At 68.3% G+C, this 18,063-nt stretch carries 19 protein-coding genes; 12 read left to right on the top strand and 7 right to left on the bottom strand.

The window, feature by feature from the left end; all coding sequences use genetic code 11:
* Window positions 1-87 precede the first annotated feature (87 nt).
* Genes ACGFIF_RS19655 through ACGFIF_RS19630 form a run of 6 tightly spaced genes read left to right on the top strand, consistent with a single transcriptional unit; the run spans window position 88 to window position 4,584 of the window.
* Window positions 88-1,020: a Ppx/GppA family phosphatase gene (locus ACGFIF_RS19655; protein ID WP_393156147.1), complete on the top strand. Its 933-nt coding sequence runs from the start codon at window positions 88-90 to the stop codon at window positions 1,018-1,020.
* A 36-nt stretch (window positions 1,021-1,056) separates the two neighbouring features.
* Entirely contained in the window at window positions 1,057-1,908 is an 852-nt protein-coding gene (locus ACGFIF_RS19650; RefSeq protein ID WP_393156145.1) for a sugar phosphate isomerase/epimerase family protein, read from the top strand.
* Window positions 1,905-2,495, top strand: a complete 591-nt coding sequence (locus ACGFIF_RS19645; RefSeq protein WP_393156143.1) for a TetR family transcriptional regulator — start codon at window positions 1,905-1,907, stop codon at window positions 2,493-2,495. Before ACGFIF_RS19650 ends, ACGFIF_RS19645 begins: the two co-directional genes overlap by 4 nt.
* A complete protein-coding gene (locus tag ACGFIF_RS19640) occupies window positions 2,495-3,085 on the top strand; it encodes an HDIG domain-containing metalloprotein (RefSeq protein ID WP_393156142.1) in 591 nt (196 codons plus the stop codon). The genes ACGFIF_RS19645 and ACGFIF_RS19640 overlap by 1 nt, the downstream gene beginning before the upstream one ends.
* Window positions 3,086-3,127: 42 nt before the next feature.
* Complete coding sequence (locus ACGFIF_RS19635; RefSeq protein WP_393156140.1) at window positions 3,128-3,850, top strand: ABC transporter ATP-binding protein; 723 nt, start codon at window positions 3,128-3,130, stop codon at window positions 3,848-3,850.
* Window positions 3,847-4,584: an ABC transporter permease gene (locus ACGFIF_RS19630; protein WP_393156139.1), complete on the top strand. Its 738-nt coding sequence runs from the start codon at window positions 3,847-3,849 to the stop codon at window positions 4,582-4,584. Before ACGFIF_RS19635 ends, ACGFIF_RS19630 begins: the two co-directional genes overlap by 4 nt.
* Before the next feature lie 346 nt (window positions 4,585-4,930).
* On the opposite strand, the gene ACGFIF_RS19625 is transcribed toward ACGFIF_RS19630, so the two are convergent.
* The 3 genes from ACGFIF_RS19625 to ACGFIF_RS19615 form a co-directional block, all read right to left on the bottom strand.
* On the bottom strand, window positions 4,931-5,677 hold the full coding sequence (locus tag ACGFIF_RS19625) for a class I SAM-dependent methyltransferase (protein ID WP_393156137.1): 747 nt from the start codon (window positions 5,675-5,677) through the stop codon (window positions 4,931-4,933).
* A 25-nt stretch (window positions 5,678-5,702) separates the two neighbouring features.
* The gene (locus ACGFIF_RS19620; RefSeq protein WP_393156136.1) at window positions 5,703-6,212 is read right to left on the bottom strand and encodes a phosphotransferase; all 510 of its coding nucleotides are present in this window, start codon (window positions 6,210-6,212) and stop codon (window positions 5,703-5,705) included.
* A gap of 480 nt (window positions 6,213-6,692) precedes the next feature.
* Window positions 6,693-7,598, bottom strand: a complete 906-nt coding sequence (locus ACGFIF_RS19615; RefSeq protein ID WP_393156134.1) for a hypothetical protein — start codon at window positions 7,596-7,598, stop codon at window positions 6,693-6,695.
* 366 nt (window positions 7,599-7,964) lie between these two features.
* Between ACGFIF_RS19615 and ACGFIF_RS19610 the strand changes: the two genes are divergently transcribed.
* A complete protein-coding gene (locus tag ACGFIF_RS19610; RefSeq protein ID WP_393156133.1) occupies window positions 7,965-9,839 on the top strand; it encodes a DUF222 domain-containing protein in 1,875 nt (624 codons plus the stop codon).
* Window positions 9,840-10,720: 881 nt separating this feature from the next.
* Here the strand turns inward: ACGFIF_RS19610 and ACGFIF_RS19605 are convergent.
* A complete protein-coding gene (locus ACGFIF_RS19605; RefSeq protein ID WP_393156131.1) occupies window positions 10,721-11,755 on the bottom strand; it encodes a DUF695 domain-containing protein in 1,035 nt (344 codons plus the stop codon).
* A gap of 176 nt (window positions 11,756-11,931) precedes the next feature.
* Here ACGFIF_RS19605 and ACGFIF_RS19600 point away from each other — a divergent pair, with 176 nt between their 5' ends.
* From ACGFIF_RS19600 to ACGFIF_RS19590, 3 genes are all read left to right on the top strand, one after another.
* A complete protein-coding gene (locus tag ACGFIF_RS19600) occupies window positions 11,932-12,861 on the top strand; it encodes a proline dehydrogenase family protein (protein ID WP_393156129.1) in 930 nt (309 codons plus the stop codon).
* Window positions 12,862-12,922: 61 nt separating this feature from the next.
* Complete coding sequence (gene proC, locus ACGFIF_RS19595; RefSeq protein ID WP_393156128.1) at window positions 12,923-13,726, top strand: pyrroline-5-carboxylate reductase; 804 nt, start codon at window positions 12,923-12,925, stop codon at window positions 13,724-13,726.
* Window positions 13,727-13,822: 96 nt separating this feature from the next.
* The gene (locus ACGFIF_RS19590; protein ID WP_393156127.1) at window positions 13,823-14,401 is read left to right on the top strand and encodes a hypothetical protein; all 579 of its coding nucleotides are present in this window, start codon (window positions 13,823-13,825) and stop codon (window positions 14,399-14,401) included.
* Here the strand turns inward: ACGFIF_RS19590 and ACGFIF_RS19585 are convergent.
* Entirely contained in the window at window positions 14,398-14,829 is a 432-nt protein-coding gene (locus ACGFIF_RS19585; protein WP_393156126.1) for a pyridoxamine 5'-phosphate oxidase family protein, read from the bottom strand. The genes ACGFIF_RS19590 and ACGFIF_RS19585 overlap by 4 nt on opposite strands.
* A 50-nt stretch (window positions 14,830-14,879) precedes the next feature.
* Between ACGFIF_RS19585 and ACGFIF_RS19580 the strand changes: the two genes are divergently transcribed.
* Window positions 14,880-15,236, top strand: a complete 357-nt coding sequence (locus ACGFIF_RS19580) for a winged helix-turn-helix transcriptional regulator (RefSeq protein ID WP_393156125.1) — start codon at window positions 14,880-14,882, stop codon at window positions 15,234-15,236.
* Window positions 15,237-15,271: 35 nt separating this feature from the next.
* On the top strand, window positions 15,272-16,162 hold the full coding sequence (locus tag ACGFIF_RS19575; RefSeq protein ID WP_393156124.1) for a TIGR03560 family F420-dependent LLM class oxidoreductase: 891 nt from the start codon (window positions 15,272-15,274) through the stop codon (window positions 16,160-16,162).
* Here ACGFIF_RS19575 and ACGFIF_RS19570 read toward each other — a convergent pair.
* Together ACGFIF_RS19570 and trpS are read right to left on the bottom strand one after the other, a co-directional pair.
* Window positions 16,148-16,894 carry an endonuclease/exonuclease/phosphatase family protein gene (locus tag ACGFIF_RS19570; protein ID WP_393156123.1) on the bottom strand — a complete coding sequence of 249 codons (747 nt, stop codon included), beginning with the start codon at window positions 16,892-16,894 and terminating at the stop codon, window positions 16,148-16,150. The genes ACGFIF_RS19575 and ACGFIF_RS19570 overlap by 15 nt on opposite strands.
* Entirely contained in the window at window positions 16,891-17,889 is a 999-nt protein-coding gene (gene trpS / locus ACGFIF_RS19565; protein WP_393156121.1) for a tryptophan--tRNA ligase, read from the bottom strand. Before trpS ends, ACGFIF_RS19570 begins: the two co-directional genes overlap by 4 nt.
* Window positions 17,890-18,063: the final 174 nt, after the last annotated feature.

Here is an 18,063-nt window from a genome sequence, read left to right as displayed (position 1 = left end):
CTGGAAAGCGTACGCGCCTTCGCCGCCCAAACGTGAACGAAGACTCCGGCACGCGCTGGTGTCACGTCTGTCCAGTAGCGTGAGGGTATGCGGCTCGGCGTACTCGACGTGGGATCCAACACTGTCCACCTGCTCGTGGTGGACGCACATCGCGGTGCCCCGCCACTGCCGGCGTACTCGCACAAGGCCGAGTTGCGGCTGGCCGAGCACCTGGACAAGGAGGGCAAGATCGCCGATTCCGGGTCCGACGGGCTGGTCGCGTTCATCAAGGAAGCCTCCGAGCTGGCCGAGGACAAGGGTTGCGAGTCGGTGCTGGCGTTCGCCACCTCCGCGCTGCGGGAGGCGCCGAACGGCGAGAAGGTGCTCGACCGGGTCCGCAAGCAGACCGAGATCGATCTGCAGGTGCTGACCGGTGAGGACGAGGCGCGGCTGACCTTCCTCGCTGTCCGACGCTGGTTCGGCTGGTCCTCGGGCCGGCTGGCGGTGTTCGACATCGGCGGCGGCTCGCTGGAGATCGCGGCCGGATCCGACGAGGAGCCGACCGTCGCGGTGTCGGTCCCGCTCGGCGCCGGCCGGCTGACCCGCGAGGGGCTGTCCGCCGACCCGCCGGACAAGGACGAGGTCCGGGCGCTGCGGAAGCGGATCCGGATCGAGATGGCCGCGGTGGCCGGCATCGTACTGCGGGCCGGTAAGCCGCAGCGTGCGGTCGCCACCAGCAAGACGTTCCGGTCGCTGGCCCGGATCTGCGGTGCGGCACCGTCCGACGACGGTCCGTACGTGCCGCGCGGACTGGACCGGGACGACCTGGCCGACTGGATGCCGAAGCTGACCAAGATGTCCGCCGCCGAGCGGGCCGACCTGCCCGGGGTGTCGGCCGGCCGGTCGCCGCAGCTGCTCGCGGGTGCGCTGGTCGCGGACGCGGTGATGGACCTGTTCGACCTGCCCGCACTGGAGGTCTGTCCGTGGGCGTTGCGGGAAGGTGTCATCCTGTCCCGGCTCGACCAGTTGGAACCCCGATGAAGCACCACCCCTGACGAACCACCGCGAAGGCACCAGATGAGCACCAGCAAGTCCGCCCGGATCGGCCTGTCGAACGCGTCTGTCTACCCCGAGTCGACGGCCAGCGGGTTCGAGCTGGCCTCCCGGCTCGGGTACGACGGGGTCGAGGTGATGGTCGGGATCGACCCGCTCAGCACCCAGATCGACGCGATCCAGCGGCTGGTCGACTACCACCAGCTGCCGGTGCTGGCAATCCACTCGCCGTGTCTCCTGATCACGCAGCGAGTCTGGGGTACCGATCCGTGGGGCAAGCTCGAGCGCAGCGCCGAGGCCGCGAAGGAGCTCGGCGCCGACGTGGTCGTCGTCCACCCGCCGTTCCGCTGGCAGCGGGACTACGCCCGCGGCTTCGTCGAGGGGATCGCGCGGCTGGAGGAAGAGACCGGGGTGATCTTCGCGGTCGAGAACATGTACCCGTGGCGCGCGCCGGGCCGGGGCCTGCAGGCGTACGCACCGAGCTGGGACCCGACCGAGCAGGATTACGCGCACACCACCCTGGATCTGTCGCACTCGTCGACGGCCGAGCAGGACTGTGTCGAGCTCGCGGCGACCATGGGCAAGAGCCTCACCCACATCCACCTCACCGACGGCACCGGCTCGGCCAAGGACGAGCACCTGGTGCCGGGTCGCGGCACCCAGCGGGCCGCGGATCTGCTGAACGGCCTGGCGAACCAGGACTTCCGCGGTCACATCATCATCGAGATCAACACCCGCCGGGCGACCAGCCGGTCCGAACGCGAGGTCGACCTGGTCGAGTCGCTCGAGTTCACCCGCAAGCACTTCGTCCGCACCTCCCGCCGATCCTCCTTCGCCGTCACCCCCGAAGGAGAGATCTCGGAGCTGACCACATGACCACCCGCGCGGCTCGCCCCGGGCGTCGTCCGGGCGGGCCGGACACCCGCGGCGAGATCCTGCGGGCGGCCCGGGAATCCTTTGCGGAGAAAGGCTTCGGCGCCACCTCGATCCGCGCGATCGCCCGCGAGGCGGGGGTGGACGCGGCGCTGGTGCATCACTACTTCGACAGCAAGGACGAGCTGTTCATCGAGGCGATGTCGCTCCCGGTCGATCCCCGGCAGGTGGCCGCGCGGATCCTCGACGGCCCACCGGAGGAGCTCGGCCGCCGGATCGCGACCGTGTTCCTGGGCGTCTGGGAGTCTCCCGACGGCCAGCAGCGGATGAAGGCGATCTTCCGCAGTGTGGTGACGAGTGACGGAGTGGCGCGGATGATGCGCGAGGGTGTCACCCAGATGATCATCCAGCCGGTCTCTCGCGCGCTCGACGTACCCGATGCCCACCTACGCGTCAGCCTCGTCGCGACCCAGCTCATCGGTGTCGCGATGGCCCGCTATCTGGTCGACCTCGAGCCCGTCGCGTCCACCGACCTCGCCACGTTGATCGATCGCTTGGCCCCGGTCCTGCAACTGCACCTCACCGGCTGATGCAGCTCCCGACCGACCGCGAGATCCGTGCCCTGCATCGCGATCACGCGCCGACCCGCGAGGCCTTCGAGTCCGTCCACACCCACTGCGAACTCGTCTGCCAGATCGCCGAGCAGCTTCTTGCGCCGCTGGATCTCGATGGCCACCTGATCCGCGCCGGCGCCCTGCTCCACGACATCGGCGTCTACCGCCTCTACAGTCCGACCGGCGAACTCGATGTGGTCGACTACGTCAGGCACGGCGTACTCGGGCACGAACTCCTGCAGGGCCTCGGCTTCCCGGACGAGATCAGCCGGTTCTGTTCCCGGCATACCGGGGTCGGTATCACGCGAGACGACGTACGGCGGCAGTCGCTGCCCATCCCGGTCGACGACTACATCCCCGGATCGCCCGAGGAAGAGCTCGTCATGTACGCCGACAAGTTCCATAGCAAGCGGACGCCGCCGGTCTTCGTGTCCGGCGACACGTACGCCGACGCGGTCGGCCGCTGGGGTGCGGTCAAGGTGGTGACGTTCGGCGCCTACCGGCAGCGGTACGGCGACCCGGACCTGGAGACTCTGAGTCAGCGTTCCGGTCACCTCGTGATCTGAAACCTCTTGCCAAGGCGCTGCGTCGCGAGCTAAATTCATCGCATGATGAAAAACGCGGTGAGCTGCCGGGACGTCGTGGTGGTGCGCGGCGACCGTGAGGTCCTGCACGGGGTCGGGTTCGACCTCCAGACCGGCACCGTGACCGGGCTGCTCGGGCCGTCCGGCTGCGGCAAGACGACGTTGATCCGGGCGATCGTCGGGCTCCAGGCCAAGGTCACCGGCGACATCGCCGTACTCGATCAGCCCGCCGGAGCGCCCAAGCTGCGCGGCCGGATCGGCTATGTCACCCAGGAGCCCAGCGTGTACGGGGATCTGAGTGTCACCGAGAACCTGCGATTCTTCGCCGCCGTACTCGGTGTGCCGGCCGACGACGTGGAGCGCGTCATCGACGCGGTGGATCTGCGTTCGCATGCCGACGAACGCGTGGATCGGTTGTCCGGCGGTCAGCGCTCGCGGGCCTCGCTCGCCGCGGCGCTGCTCGGTAGTCCGGACCTGCTCGTCCTCGACGAACCGACCGTCGGTCTCGATCCAGTGCTCCGGCGCGATCTGTGGAACCTCTTCCACACGTTGGCGGACGCCGGCGCGACCTTGCTCGTCTCCAGCCATGTGATGGACGAGGCGGTCCGCTGCGACCGGTTGCTGCTGATGCGCGACGGCGACCTGCTCGCCGACGACACCCCGCAAGCCCTGCTCGACTCCGTCGGAACCGACGACATCGAGCAGGTGTTCCTCACCCTGATCGACCGGAAGGCAGGTGCGCGATGACGCTCCGGGTCACCTTCGCCGTCGCCGCGCGAGTCCTCGCCCAGTTGCGCCGCGACCACCGCACCGTCGCGATGCTGATCGTGCTGCCGGCGTTGCTGGTCAGCCTGATGTGGTGGATGTTCACCGATTCACCGGCCACCTTCGACCGGATCGGCGGACCGCTGCTCGCGGTGTTCCCGTCCATCATCATGTTCGTCGTCACCTCGGTCGCGACCCTGCGGGAACGCTCCGCCGGCACGCTCTCCCGGCTGTTCACGATGCCGATGGGCAAGCTCGACTTCCTGCTCGGGTACGCGTTGGCGTTCGCCCTGATCGCCGTCGTCCAAGCCGTCGTGGTCGTCTCGATCGCCCTCTACGCACTGGACCTGGACATCCAGGGCGCCGCCTGGCAACTCGGCGTGGTCGCGGTCCTCGACGGCGTCCTCGGTACGGCGCTCGGCCTGTTCGCCAGCGCCTTCGCGGCCACCGAGTTCCAGGCGGTCCAGATGATGCCGGCCGTGATGATCCCGCAGATCCTCCTCTGCGGCCTGCTCATCCCCCGCGACCAGCTCCCCGGCGTCCTGCACGCGATCAGCAACGTCCTCCCGCTGTCCTATGCCGTCGACGCCGTCACCAACGTTGCCCAAGGCAACGGCTTCGGTGCGGGCGCGGGGCTGGACGCTGTGGTCGTGATCGCCTTCATCCTGGGCGCCCTGGGCCTAGGCGCCGCAACCCTCCGCCGCCGCACCGCCTGAGCCCCACGCCACCCGCCCACGCCCCACCGGTTGAGGCCACGCCACCCGCTACGCGCGCTCCTCCGTCGCGTGCTCGCCGGGCGCTCCCACCCGCCCCTTCTGCGGCTGCCGCCGCCCCTTCTGCGCGGCTGCCGCCGCTCGTTCGACCGCAAGGTGGTTCGGATGACTGTGGCCAGTCAACGCCGCCGCTACGCGTGCTCCTTCGTCGCGCGCTTCACGGCTTGCTGCAAGATCCGTCAGCGTAAGAAGCGCTCGGCCCAACAACCGCCAGACCGTCTGGTGCGTGCCGTCTTGAGGGGGACAGGCGCGCACCAGACCACATGCGACTTTGTCTGGCCGCCATGCCTCACGGTGTGCCGAGGCAGCAAACAACATCGCCGGTCTCTGAACCCTCCAGACTCATCACCTGAAAGCCCGCCGCGACAAGCTCATCCCGAAGCGCGTCAGCCGAAATGTGCCTCCGGTGCGGAATATGCCAGCGCCCGTCGATCTCAACAACATGATCAGCAACCGTGCCGGCCGGAACCTCGCGGTAGTAAATCCCCGTCGACGCGTCGTAATAGAAGCCAGGCTCATTGTTGCGTCCCGGCGTACGCAATGCCGTTGAAATGACGTAGTACCCGCCCGGCTTCAGTCGTGCCTGGACGGCCGCGAATACAGCGCCGCGATCTTCATCAGTGACGATGGACTGCAAACAATAGCTGTCTAGAACAATCTCATAGCGCCCGCTCACCTGATCGGATGCCAGCGCACAGATATCCGCCACCCTGAACGCGACACGCACGCCCCGCTCCTCAGCCATCCGCCGCGCGAGCGTGATCGCCTCCGGGATGAGATCGATCGCCTCCACCTGGAAGCCACGACCGGCCATGAAGCACGCCGCTGGCCCGGTGCCACACCCGTACTCCAGCACTCGTGTCGCATCTGCCGGCGGAAGATCGAGCCGCGGTAAGACCCATTCGAGGAACGCCCGGTTCTGGAAGTAGTCATAGGTCCAAGCGCCGCTCTGATCGAACAGATCGTTCCACTGCGTATACCCAAGCTCTCCGATCCTCCGATACGCAGACTCATGCTCCGCGTGGTAGTAGCGCACCCAACCTCCTCCAGGAAACCAGCTGTTAGATGCAGCTGTGTGCAAGATCGACGGCCAGGCGCTCGAAGCCGGGGAGCGTCGAAGGAATCTTGGCCGGTCTGCAGTGAACCCGCCAGTGCAGGTTATCGACGGCGGCTGCGGCCGCGCAGAATGCCAAGACGTCGGGACCGGCTACGGCCTCGCCCGCGCGTTTGATCATGGCACGCACAGCTTGATTGCCATCGGCGCCGAAGTACGTATCTCGCAACAGCCTGCCGTAGTCGATCGCCCGCGTTCCACTACCGCAGGCCTCGACGTCCACGACGGCGCTCACGCGGCCGTCGTGGACGAGAACGTTGTAGAAGTGGAAATCACCGTGCGCGAACTCACCGCCCGGCAACTCGGCCAGCCCGAGCTGATCAAACAAGTGCGCGTAGCGGTCCACGACCTGGCGGAGCTCAGGTGCGGCGTGTCGCAGGTCGGCAAGGCAGGCCCGTGAAGTGCGAGACGACAGCGGACGAGACGTTGCGATCGGGCCAGGGATCGAAACCAGCATTGAACTCGACCAGCTCGATCAACTGCTTTCCCAGCCTCGTTGCGGGAGCGCCGATGGGTGCCAGTTCCCCCGGAACGAACTCCTGGACGTGATACGTCCGACTGCTCTCGACCTGCCCGACGAACAGCCATCGCGGCGTCGGGTAGCCGCGTGATCTGAGCTTGTCGACAACCGCAGCGGTCGCGTGCAGGTGGCTGAGGCTGCCGGCATCAACCCTTGAGGACCGCACGCCTTCGGTCCGGTCCGTCGAGGAACCAGGTCTCGTTCACACCGCCTCTAGGTCGAGACCCCAGGCGGAACTGTGTCGAGTGACGCCGATTGATCTCATCCAGCACAGTCCGGGCGAGGATCCCTTCGGCGCCACGCTCGTCCATAGTCGCGGCACGTTACCCCTCGAGAGGATCGTGGCACCGCATGCCGCTCCCGCGTGCGCGGCAGCGGGAGTGTAGGGCTGCCCGCTGCCGCGCGCCAGCTCGCGTTCTATTCGCCGAAGAGCCAGTCGGACTTCACTGGTGGAGCCCAGCGGAAGTACACCGGGTCGGCGAACGTGCCGGGGACCTTTCCGTGGCCGGTGATGGAGGTGCTCAGTCCGTTCGCGTGACCGAAGGTGTACATGTAGGCGGACTTGGTGTCCTTGTCGATGCCGACGACGACGGTGCCGTAGTTGCCGCACTGCCCGGCCACCAGCGCCTCGAAGCCCTGCCAGGTACCGGTGCGGACCTTCGTCACGACCGGCTTCATCGCCGCGCTGATCGGGATCCGGATCGTGTACAGCGCGCCGCCGCGCGTGTTCGCGAGGAACATGTCGTACGACGCCGTCTTGCTGATCAGCGTCATCGACTTGACCGCTGCGAAGCCGGGCGCGGAGCCGTACGGCGTCCAGTCCCCGATGTCGCCGACGGCCCAGCGGAACAGGATGCCGTCGGAGCGCAGCGCGTACTCGTAGGTGCGCGGGTGAGTCGGGCTGTCGTTGAACGTCGAGTGTTCGTAGTCGGTGAACGTGCTCCAGCCGCCACCGATGCGGACCAACTTCGACGAGGTGACCGCGCCGTTGGTGCCGAGCTCGATCCAGTGCTGGTAGATCGCGTTGCCGAGAACGACCCGTCCGCGGCGGCTCGTCCCGGTCGGAACGGCTTCGTTGATGAACGAGCCGCTGATCCTCGCGGCCCCGTCGGCGTACAGGTTCGGTGTGACGGCGCGGGCCCCGGCCGTCGGCGGGCTGGTCGCGGTGATGCGCTGGACGACCTGGTGACCGCCGGCGGTCACGGATCCGAGATTGAATGCACAGGCCGCGACGGCCTGTGCCTTCGCGCTTGCTGTTACCGGGCTGATGGCCAGTCCGGCGGTCACGGCAAGCATGGTCAAGGCAATCGGTAGCTTCCTCATTTCTCCACCCTCTGCTGATCCGAGCTGCAGAGGTATAGACCGCTGTCCCGACCGATTGGTTGCCGGGCGGCGTGGGGGAGTTCAGCCGGCCAGGTGGGCGATGTTGTCCCAGGCGGGGGTCGGGGATACAGCGACGGTGACCTTGCCGTGGGGCCAGCCGGTGACTCGTGGTGGCTGCGCACCCCCGCGTGAGGGCGCGAGCCGCCCACCTGAGCAGGTCACCGCGGCCGTCCAGCGACCCAGTCTCAGTGCTGATGCCTATCCGGTTTCCGCAACCCCACAATGTGATGTTTCGCCTTGTGGATAAGGGGATCTGGCCCTCCGCGAGCTTGCCCTCATCGCCGACAATCACCTAAGGCCGAACACATGTTCGATGGAGATCTGACCATGCTGTCGACGGCCGACCTGCTGGAGTCGGCCGCCGAACACCGTGCCGAGGTCAACCGCCTCGACGCGCGTCTGATCGAACATGCCCAGATCTTTGCCGACCACCACCACCCCGACACCAGCCTGACCCGTCCCGGCCACAGCGCCAGCCGCCGCCCCAGCGACGGCCGTGAACGCGCCATCGTCCTGGGCGGCGACGGCTGTCCGGAGATCGCCGAGTTCGCGCCGGCCGAGTTCGGTGCCCTGCTCGGCATGTCCGCGGGTGCGGCCGCGGACTTCATCGGCCAGGCCCTCGCCCTGCGCCACCGCCTCCCGCTCACCTGGGCCCGCGTCCAAGCCGGCCACGCCACCGGCTGGAAGGCCCGCAAGATCGCCACCGCCTGCCTCGACCTGCCCCACGACGCCGCCCGAGCCGTCGACCAGCGCGTCGCCCGGGTCGTCGACTCGCTCACCCCGATCCGGCTGGACAAGATCGTCGAGGCCGCCAAGACCCACGCCGACCCCGAAGGCACCCGCCAGAAGGCCGAGCAGAAGAAGCGTGAACGCGGCGTCCACCTTGGACGGTCTGACCAGCACGGCACCAAGACCATCTTCATCCGCACCGCCACCGGCCACGCCATCCGCTTCAACGCCCGCATCGGCAGCATCGCCGAAGCCCTCAAAATCCTCGGCGACACCACCTCCCTCCAACACCGCCGCGCCGACGCCGTCGGCATCATCACCGACCCCCGCTACACCGAAGAACTCCTCCACCAAGCCCACCAACACCTCAACAACACCCCACCCGCCCCGCCCGAACCGCGCCAGCCCACCGGCAACGCCAGCCCAACGGCCGCCGCCACCGGCGAGGCCAGCGCCTGCACCGCGCGAGCATCTGCCGAAGCCACCGGCCCGGACACGGCTCCAGACGCCGGCACGACCAAGGACGAGTCCGAGCGCCGTGATCTGTCGACCGCCGACCCGGCCGCTACCCGCACCCGGGACAAAGCTTCAACAGCCCAGTCAACGCGCGATGCTGAGTACGGCCGGCGCACACCACGAGACGAGAACCACGATCCCTCCTCGAGCGACCAGGGCCTGCTACCTGACTGGGCAGAGCCCGGCCCGGACGACGAAGCCGACCGCGACGCCCCCCACCCCAGCCACAGCAACCTCCCCGACCCCCTCGACACCCCCTACAAGGAAGTGATCGAGCCATTCGACCCCGGCCTCCAACCCGACCGCGACGACAGCGACACCGCGACGGTCGATGCCACGACTGCCGACACCGCCGCACGCCGCGCGCTCGACGCCCGGCTCGCCCAAATCCGGCGAGACGCCCACACCAACCCACGAACGGGTCGACCGGTGCGGCCCGGGCAGACCGAGATCTACGTTCACCTCACCGACCACACCCTGGCCACCGGCACCGGCGTCCTGCGCGTCGAAGACCTCGGCCCACTCCTCGCATCGCAGTTGAGCGAGCTCGTCGGCCACGGCCCCTACACCGTGAAGCCGGTCATCGACCTCAACGACGCCGTCAGCGTCGACGCCTACGAAATCCCCGACCGGATCCGCGAACGAGTCAAACTCATCCACCCCGTCGAGCTGTTCCCCTACGGCACCCGCGAAACCCACCCCGGCATGGACCTGGACCACATCCAGCCCTACGACCCGCTCGGCCCACCAGGCCAAACCACCCCCACCAACCTCGCACCCCTGCGCCGCTTCCCGCACAGGGTCAAGACGCATGGCCGCTGGAACGTGCGCCGCGTCGATCCCAGGACGCTGGAATGGATCACCCCCAACGGGTTCGCCTTCCACGTCGATCCCACCGGCACCCACCGAGCACAACAGCCACTGCCGGACACGTAAAGAACAGCGCGCGCCAGAAAACACCCTGGCGATGTGGATTCGCAACTCCTGCGGAGGTCTGCCCGCTGTCCTGCACCCTCGGCCCTGTCCAGCGGCGCAACTTTCACGCGCGCCGAGAGTCGAGCACATCGGCCAGCGGCGCGAGCGAGGTGTCGGTCGACACGACCGACTCGGCTGGCGTGGAGCTCGATCGAGACGCACGTGGGTCCGGGCGAAGGAGCGGGCATCGTATGGGGTCCTTCGCTACCTGGCATGTTCGCCAATGAGCTGACCTGCCGCTGCATCGCCACTCATTGACCGAGGATTCTTCCGCACGCTTGTGGGCGAGATCGTCGCCAACCACACTCGGCCACCGCGCGACCGACTACCGAGAACAGTTCCGCCGGACTCCACGATTCGATCACCGCATGCACGTCGCCAAGAACGTCCCACAGCCTTTGTAGGCCGGATCGCGAGCGCAATCAGGCTCTACTCGGCAGCCGGCACCGGTTGGGCCGGAGAGTGTGGTCGCCACGTTGACCATCTCGTTCGAACGAAGCTATCCAGCTATGCGCGACGAACATACGGCTTCCCGCATGTCCCTAGAGCCCGGGCGTGGACGGCGTTTCGAGAGAGGCCGGCCCGTCCTCTTGCCGATCACGGCGGTCGGTCGAACCCATGCCGATCACGGCCGGGCACGGCCTGGCCCGGGCCGCAGCAAGTCGCGTGCACGCGACGGGGGAGCGGGCTAAGCGGCGGCGATACCGGATCGCGGTCGGCGGGATCACGTCGCAGTCGACTGAGCGGCGGCATCCGCGCAGAAGGGGGCGGGCGGGAGTGTCCCGGCGAAGCACGCGACGGAGGAGCGCGCGTAGCGGGCCGCGCGGGGGAGGGGGGAGAGTTCAGCCGGCCAGGTGGGAGACGTTGTCCCAGGCGGGGTCGGGGGATACGGCGACGGCGACCTTGCCGTGGGGCCAGCCGGTGATGGCGGCTTTGAGTTGTTCGCCGGCCGGCGTCGTACCGTCGACGTAGTAGTGGAGGACCCGGGTGCCGGCCGAGGTCTCGTGGGCGAGGAGGTTGCCGGAGCCGCCGAGGCGGTCGGTGAGGTGGTCTTCGAACTGGCGGAGTTCGTCCAGCATGTCCGCCTCCGGCAGGCCGTCCTCACGCCGTACCGGGTAGCCGATCGAGATTGCCGCGTGCGTGTCCAGGTGCGGGCGGCGGATCGAGCGGAGCGGGTACTCGGCGGTGGCGATGAGGCGGTGTCCGTCGCGGACGCCCTCGAGCATCTTCCAAGCGGGACTGCCGTCCTCGAGTGTGTGCTCAGCCGCGAACGCGGCGACCGCGGGCAGGAGGATCCCGATCGGCTTCACCTCGGCGGGTTCGTCGGTGAGGGTGTCGATCGCGCCGACCCAGGTCTCCACCATCTCCTCGCCGAGGACGAGGTCGAGCATCAGGAACGTCACCCGCCGCTGTACGTCGATCGGCAGTTCAGGGAACGTGGGGTGATGGACGCCGACGTGGATCGAGGCCGCGTCGGCCTCGAGCGTCACCACTGCCTCGTCGATCGCTATCGGCGGCAGCCCGTCGAACCGGATCGTGAAGGCCGGTCCGGGCCGGCGGAGGTCGGCGTACTCCCAGGTCTGGTCCGACGGCGGCGCCGCGCGCAACCAGCGCCGGGCGGTCGCCCGGAGGCCCGGGTCGCCGGCCGCGGTGACGATCAGCACGTGGTCGGCGTGCAGGCCCGGACCGAGTTCCCATTCGAGGTCGTTGTGGATCCGGCCCAGGTACTCGGTGAGTACGGCGCTCGTCTCGGTCGGCTGCTGGCGAGCGATCGCGTCGGCGACGATCGCGGCACCGGACTCGGTCCACCAGGACCAGAACGCGCCGATCGGGTCGGCCTCCCCGGTACTCCGCCTGCGACGCTTGAAGATGGGCATACCGCATCCTCTCCCGGTGAGGGTCCTGAGCCGGGCGTGGGCACGGGCTGTGACCGAACCAGTGGACCCGGTGGTGTGGTCCCGGACACACGATTAGCGAGCGTCTGGTTCAGGCGCGTAACCTGCTGACACCACTGGCATATGGGGCCGGGTGGGTTGATGAGGAGGAACACGTAGTGCTTCGGCGAGTCCTGCTGGGCATGTCCCGCAGCCCCCAGATCAAGAAGGCCGTTTCGTCGCTCCCGGTGTCCAGTGGCATCGTCGCGCGGTTCGTGGCCGGCGAGTCCGCTCCGGAGGCTGTGCTGGCCACCGAGAAGCTGGTCAGCAACGGCCTGTACGTCACCCTCGACCACCTCGGTGAGGACGTCACCGACCTGGCCGCCGCGACCGCCACCGCGGACGCGTACCTCGAGCTGCTCCAGCAGCTGTCCGACGCCGGCCTGACCAAGAACGCCGAGGTCTCGGTGAAGCTGTCCGCGGTCGGCCAGGCGCTGCCCGGCGACGGCGAGAAGATCGCGCTGGAGAACGCGCGGACCATCTGCCACGCGGCCCGCAACGCCGGTACGACGGTCACCCTCGACATGGAGGACCACACCACCACCGACTCCACCCTGGGCATCCTCCGCGAGCTGCGCCAGGACTTCCCGGAGACCGGTGCGGTGCTGCAGGCGTACCTGCGCCGGACCGAGGCGGACTGCCGCGACCTCGCCCACGCAGGCTCCCGCGTCCGCCTCTGCAAGGGTGCGTACAAGGAGCCGGAGTCGGTCGCGTTCCAGGACAAGCGGGCTGTGGACAAGGCGTACGTCCGGGCAATGAAGATCCTGATGAACGGCGCCGGCTACCCGATGATCGCCTCCCACGACCCGCGGCTGATCGCGATCGCCGGCTCGCTCGCCGACCGCGCCAACCGCCGGCCGGGCAGCTTCGAGTACCAGATGCTCTTCGGCATCCGCCCGGAGGAGCAGCTCCGGCTGGCCTCGCAGGGCCACACCGTGCGCGTCTACATCCCGTACGGCGAGGACTGGTACGGCTACCTGGTACGACGCCTCGCCGAGCGACCGGCCAACCTGCAGTTCTTCGCCCGCTCCCTGATCAGCAAGAAGTAGTACGTCCCGCCCACTGAGCACCTGAAACCTCGCCGGTCAGCTCGATCAGTAACCTGAGGTCATGACTAGTCAGGTGGCCATTCTCGGAGCCGGTGTGATGGGGGAGACGTTGCTGTCCGGGCTGATTCGGGCCGGGCGGCGACCGGAGGAGCTCCTCATCACCGAGCGCCGGGAGGAGCGTGCCGCCGAGTTGCGGGAGCGGTACGGCGTCGACGTCGTGTCCAACCTGGACGCGGCCGCCAAGGCGGACACCCTGGTCCTGGTGGTGAAGCCGCAGGACATGGGCGACCTGCTCAGCGAGATCGCCCCGGCGGTCAGGGCGTCCCAGACCGTGGTGTCGATGGCGGCCGGTGTCACCACGGGCTTCATCGAGTCGCGACTGCCGGAAGGTGTAGCAGTGGTCCGGGTGATGCCGAACACACCGGCCCTGGTGGACGAGGGGATGGCGGCGATCTCCCGCGGCGCGCACTGCGACGAGAGCCACCTCGAGTTGGCGGAGAGCCTGCTGGCGGCGACCGGCCGGGTGATCCGGGTCCCGGAGAAGCAGCAGGACGCGGTGACCGCGATCTCCGGGTCCGGTCCGGCGTACCTGTTCTTCGTCGTCGAGGCGATGATCGAGGCCGGCGTCCACATGGGCCTGCCCCGCGGCACCGCGACGGAACTCGTCGTCCAAACGGTCGTCGGCTCCGCGAAGCTGCTGCGGGAGACGGGCGAACACCCGACCGTGCTGCGCGAGCGCGTCACGTCCCCAGGCGGTACGACGGCCGCCGCCATCCGCGAGTTGGAAGACCACAAGGTCCGAGCCGCGTTCCTGTCCGCCATCGAGGCAGCGCGGAACCGATCGCGAGCCCTCGCCGCCGAGTAAGCACCCTTCGAGTAACACCTGAGCCGGAGCGGCCGTTATTGTTAGCGCCGCAGTTTCTTGCCGTGTACTAGGGATGAGTCGACTATGGTCCCGCCCATGGGTAATCGTTCGGTGGATCCGGCCGCCACGCCTGCGCCCGAAGAAGTGAGTGCCGCCGTACCAGTGCCGGAGTTGCCGTGGCGAGTGCCGCTGGATCCGGCGCCGTGGTGGGCCTGGGCGCTGTTCGTCACCCCGTTCATCGCCGTACCGGCGCTGAACTCCTGGCTCTGGATGGGCGCCCGCGACATGCTCGCCGTCGGCCTCCTCACCATCATTGGCGCCTCGGTCGTCCGCGTCGCCGGCGGTGTGGTCCTGTATCGCGTGGTCCTGACGTCCACCGCCGTCAAAGCCCGCACCAGCATGCTCATCCGGAGCGTCGCCTGGCAGGACGTGGACCGCATCGAGGTCGGCGACGACAACGTCGTACTGGTCCGAGGCCAGGACGAGAACGAGATCAACGGCATCCCCAAGGACCAAACGGCCTATGTTGGCGCCGTCATGCAATCCCTCCGCCACCAGGCCGCCGATCACCCCACCCGACCCCACCGCCCCCGCCCCGGCATCGGCACCCTCCTGGTCCTCACCTACCTCGTCCTCTCCGTAGGCGCCTTCCTGATGCGCTGGCACATCGTCTAACCCGCCCACGGCCCTTCGCCAGTCACTCGGTCGATGGTGATGCGGGCGATCATGCCGGTGTGGAGGATGCCTTGGCCGTAGGGGAAGTCGGGGTTGTTGAGGTAGCGGAGGGATTGTCGGTCCATCAGGGCCTTGTATTCGTCAGGGATCCCGGGGCCTTCGAGTTTTGCGGTGCCGCGGAGGACCAGGTACTGCGTGATGCCTCGAGGGCTGGGGCGGTCGTCCTGGACGACCAGGGTGACGCGCGGGTCGCGGAGGAGGTTGCGGGTCTTGCGATGGGGGTGCTGGATGCCGATCAGGATGTCGTTGCCTTCGCGTTCGGCCCAGACCAAGGAGGCTTGCGGGGAGCCGTCGGGGTCGAGGGTGATGATTGTGACGTCCTTCGGCTCGGTGAACAGTCTGTGGGTGCTTTCCGGTAGGCCTGCCATGCAAGAGACGGTAGAGAGCGCCGTGGGAACCTCTGGGTACCCTGACGGCCGTGGACGGTTTGGATCCCGGCAATGTGTTTCTCGCGGACTGCCCGGCGCGGTTGGCGGTCGAGGTGATCGCGGACAAGTGGGCCGTGGTCGTTCTCTGGGGGCTGAACGAAGGACCACGCCGGCACTCGGAGTTGATCACGTTGATCGGCGGGATCTCGAAGAAGGTGCTGACCCAGACGCTGCGCAGGCTGCAGGCGAACGGTCTGGTCGAACGCCGTGACCACGGCGGCGTCCCACCGCGGGTCGAGTACGAACTGACCGGCCTGGGCCGCACGTTGATGGGGCCGATCCGGATGCTCACGGAGTGGGCCGAGGAGAACGGCGAAGCGGTGCTGGCGGCGCAGGAGAGCGCTTGACCGGCAGAACGTAGGGTCACACCCCTGGCCTTTCTTTGTGGCCCGCTGCCTCTCGGACCTGGCTGGAAGTGCTCGAAGGAGCTGAGTACGCCGAGCGGACCGGATGGCATGGCGTGTGGATTGCGGATCATTTCATGCAGAACGGGGACGACCTGTCCGTGCCCGTCAACGAGTGTCTGGCCCTGCTCGCCGGTCTGGCGGCCCGGACCGAGCGGGTGCGGATCGGGTCGATGGTGCTGGGGAACACCTACCGTCATCCCGCCGTCGTCGCGAACCAGGCGGCGACGATCGATCAGATGAGTGCCGGCCGGTTCGTCCTCGGGATCGGGGCGGGCTGGCAGGTCAACGAGCACGAGGTGTACGGGATCGAGCTGCCGCCGGTGCGGGCGCGGCTGGCCAGGTTCGAGGAGGCCTGCCAGGTCATCAAGGGGTTGCTGACCGAGGAACGGACGACCTTCGACGGGGAGAATTACCAGCTCGCCAGTGCTCCGCTCGAGCCGAAGCCGGCCCGGTTGCCGATCATGATCGGCGCGGCCGGCGAAAAGGTTGCCTTGGGCATCGTTGCGAAGTACGCCGACGAGTGGAACCACTGGGGCCGCCCCGAGCTCGCCGCCCACAAGGGCACCATCTTCGCCGAGCACTGCGCGAAGCTCGGCCGCGACCCGAAGTCGGTACGTCGATCCGCGCAGACCATCCTCGAGGTCGTCGTACCGGGTGACACCGAGGCGGTCGAGCGCAAGGAGCGGCTCGAGGGACGCGGCATGCACGTGATCATGGGGTCGGCCCAGGAGGTGCTCGACACGGTCGCGCAGTACCCGGCCGCCGGGATCGACGAACTCCTCGTACCGGACTCGTTCCTCGGCTCCGGCAACCGCCGCTTCGACGCCCTCGAGCGTCTGCGGGAAGAGGTACTAGCCAAGATCTAGCGTCGCGACCACCGGCCAGTGATCGCTCGGCAGCCGTCCGCCCGGGCGTACGTGGGACACGGCCGCGTCGACCACCTTCCAGGACTCGGTCACCAGGATGTGGTCGATGCGGTCGTCGTCCTCCGCGCCGGTGAAGTCGTGCCAGCTGCCACCGGCCTCGACCGGTACGGCGTTCCGCAGACCGGCCGAGGTCAACGCCTTCAGCGGTGGCGAGTCCGGTGTCGCGTTCAGGTCGCCCATCACGATCCACGGCAGCCCGCCGGCGATCCAGCGCGCGATCAGCCGCGACGACTGCAGCTGGGCGACCTCGCCGGCGTGGTCGTAGTGCGTGTTCACGACGCCGATCGTCGTACCGTTCAGGTGCCGCAACCAGACCAGGGTCGCGATGCGGGTCAGGTCCGCGTCCCAGCCGACCGACCCCGGCGTCCCCGGGTCGTCGGACAGCCACCGGGTCTCGTGCCTCTCCACCTTCCAGTCGCCCGGCCGGACCAGGACGACCGAGTGCTCACCGGCACTCATCCCGTCGTCCCGGCCCACGCCGGCGATCTCGTACCGCGAGAACCGCCAGCGCAGGTACTCGAGCTGGTCCGGCAGCACTTCCTGCAGCCCGACCACGTCCGCATCGAGTTCCTCGATCGCCGCCACAGTCGCGTTCCGCCGTACCGGCCAGGCGTTGTCGCCGTCCGGGGCGGAGGAGTTGCGGATGTTGAACGTGGCGACGCGAAGCTTCATGGCGCCGATCCTGCCAAACCGCCCCCGGCCGCCGTCGACCCGGCCAGGCCCATCGCCCGGACCGCCGCCTCGAACCGCGGCCGGCTCGCCTCGATCGCCCGGTCCCGGCCCTGCGCGAGCAGGTCGTCGATCGCACCCGGGTCCGTCGCCAGTCGCGCGTACTCCTTCTGCAGCGGCTCGATCACGGCCAAGACCGCGTCCGCGACGTCCTGTTTCAGTTCGCCGTACGAGGAGTACGACGCGGCGAGCGCGACCGGATCGCCGTCGGTACAGGCAGCCAGGATCTCGAGCAGGTTGGTGACACCGGGCTTCGCCGCCTCGTCGTGCCGGACCTCGTTCTCGGAGTCCGTCACGGCCCGCATCACCTGGCGCCGGATCACGTCCGGCGGGTCGAGCAGCCGGATCGTCCCGATCGCGTCGTCGGTGTCGGACTTGTTCATCTTCGCGGCCGGGTTGGACAGATCCTTGATCCGGGTGGCGAGCACCGCCTTGGCCAGCTGCGGTACGACGAACGTCTCGCCGTACTCGCGGTTGAACCGGATCGCGATGTCACGGGCCAGCTCGACGTGCTGGTCCTGGTCACCGCCGACCGGCACCCGGTCCGAGCCGTAGAGCAGGATGTCGGCGGCCATCAGGCACGGATAGGTGAACAGGGAGGCCCGGGTCATCGGTCTGCCCTTGCCCTTCTCCTTGTACTGGATCATCCGGGACAGTTCCCCGACGTACGACGTGCATTCCAGCAAATAGGCGAGTTGGGCGTGGGCCGGTACGTCGGACTGCACGAAGACCGTGCCCGGCGGAATTCCGGCCGCGAGCATCAGCGTCGCGCATTCCCGGGTGAGTGCGGCGAGTCGGCGGGGATCGTGTTTGGTCGTCATCGCGTGCAGGTTCGCGACGAAGTAGTACCCGTTCGGATCGGTGAACCGGCGCAACGCACCGAGGTGGTTGCCCAGGGTCAGCCGGCCGGACGGGGTGATTCCAGAAAGCGAGGTCATTTTCGTTTGCCCTTCGGTGTGTGAACGCCCCACCGAGGACATGGAAAAGGCCGCCTCGGCGAGGCGGCCTCTCGGATGCACGTGAACAGGGAGCCGCCCTAGACGGCCCACCACAGCTGCAAGTTCGTGTTCACGTGACCAGAGTAGCGGGAGCACGCGAGCGCGCGCCAGCCC

Origin of the sequence: Kribbella sp. NPDC049174 (assembly GCF_043197365.1) — a bacterium.
Taxonomy (GTDB): domain Bacteria; phylum Actinomycetota; class Actinomycetes; order Propionibacteriales; family Kribbellaceae; genus Kribbella.
Note: the sequence above shows the minus strand (reverse complement) of the source record. Positions and strands in the feature narration are given on the sequence as shown.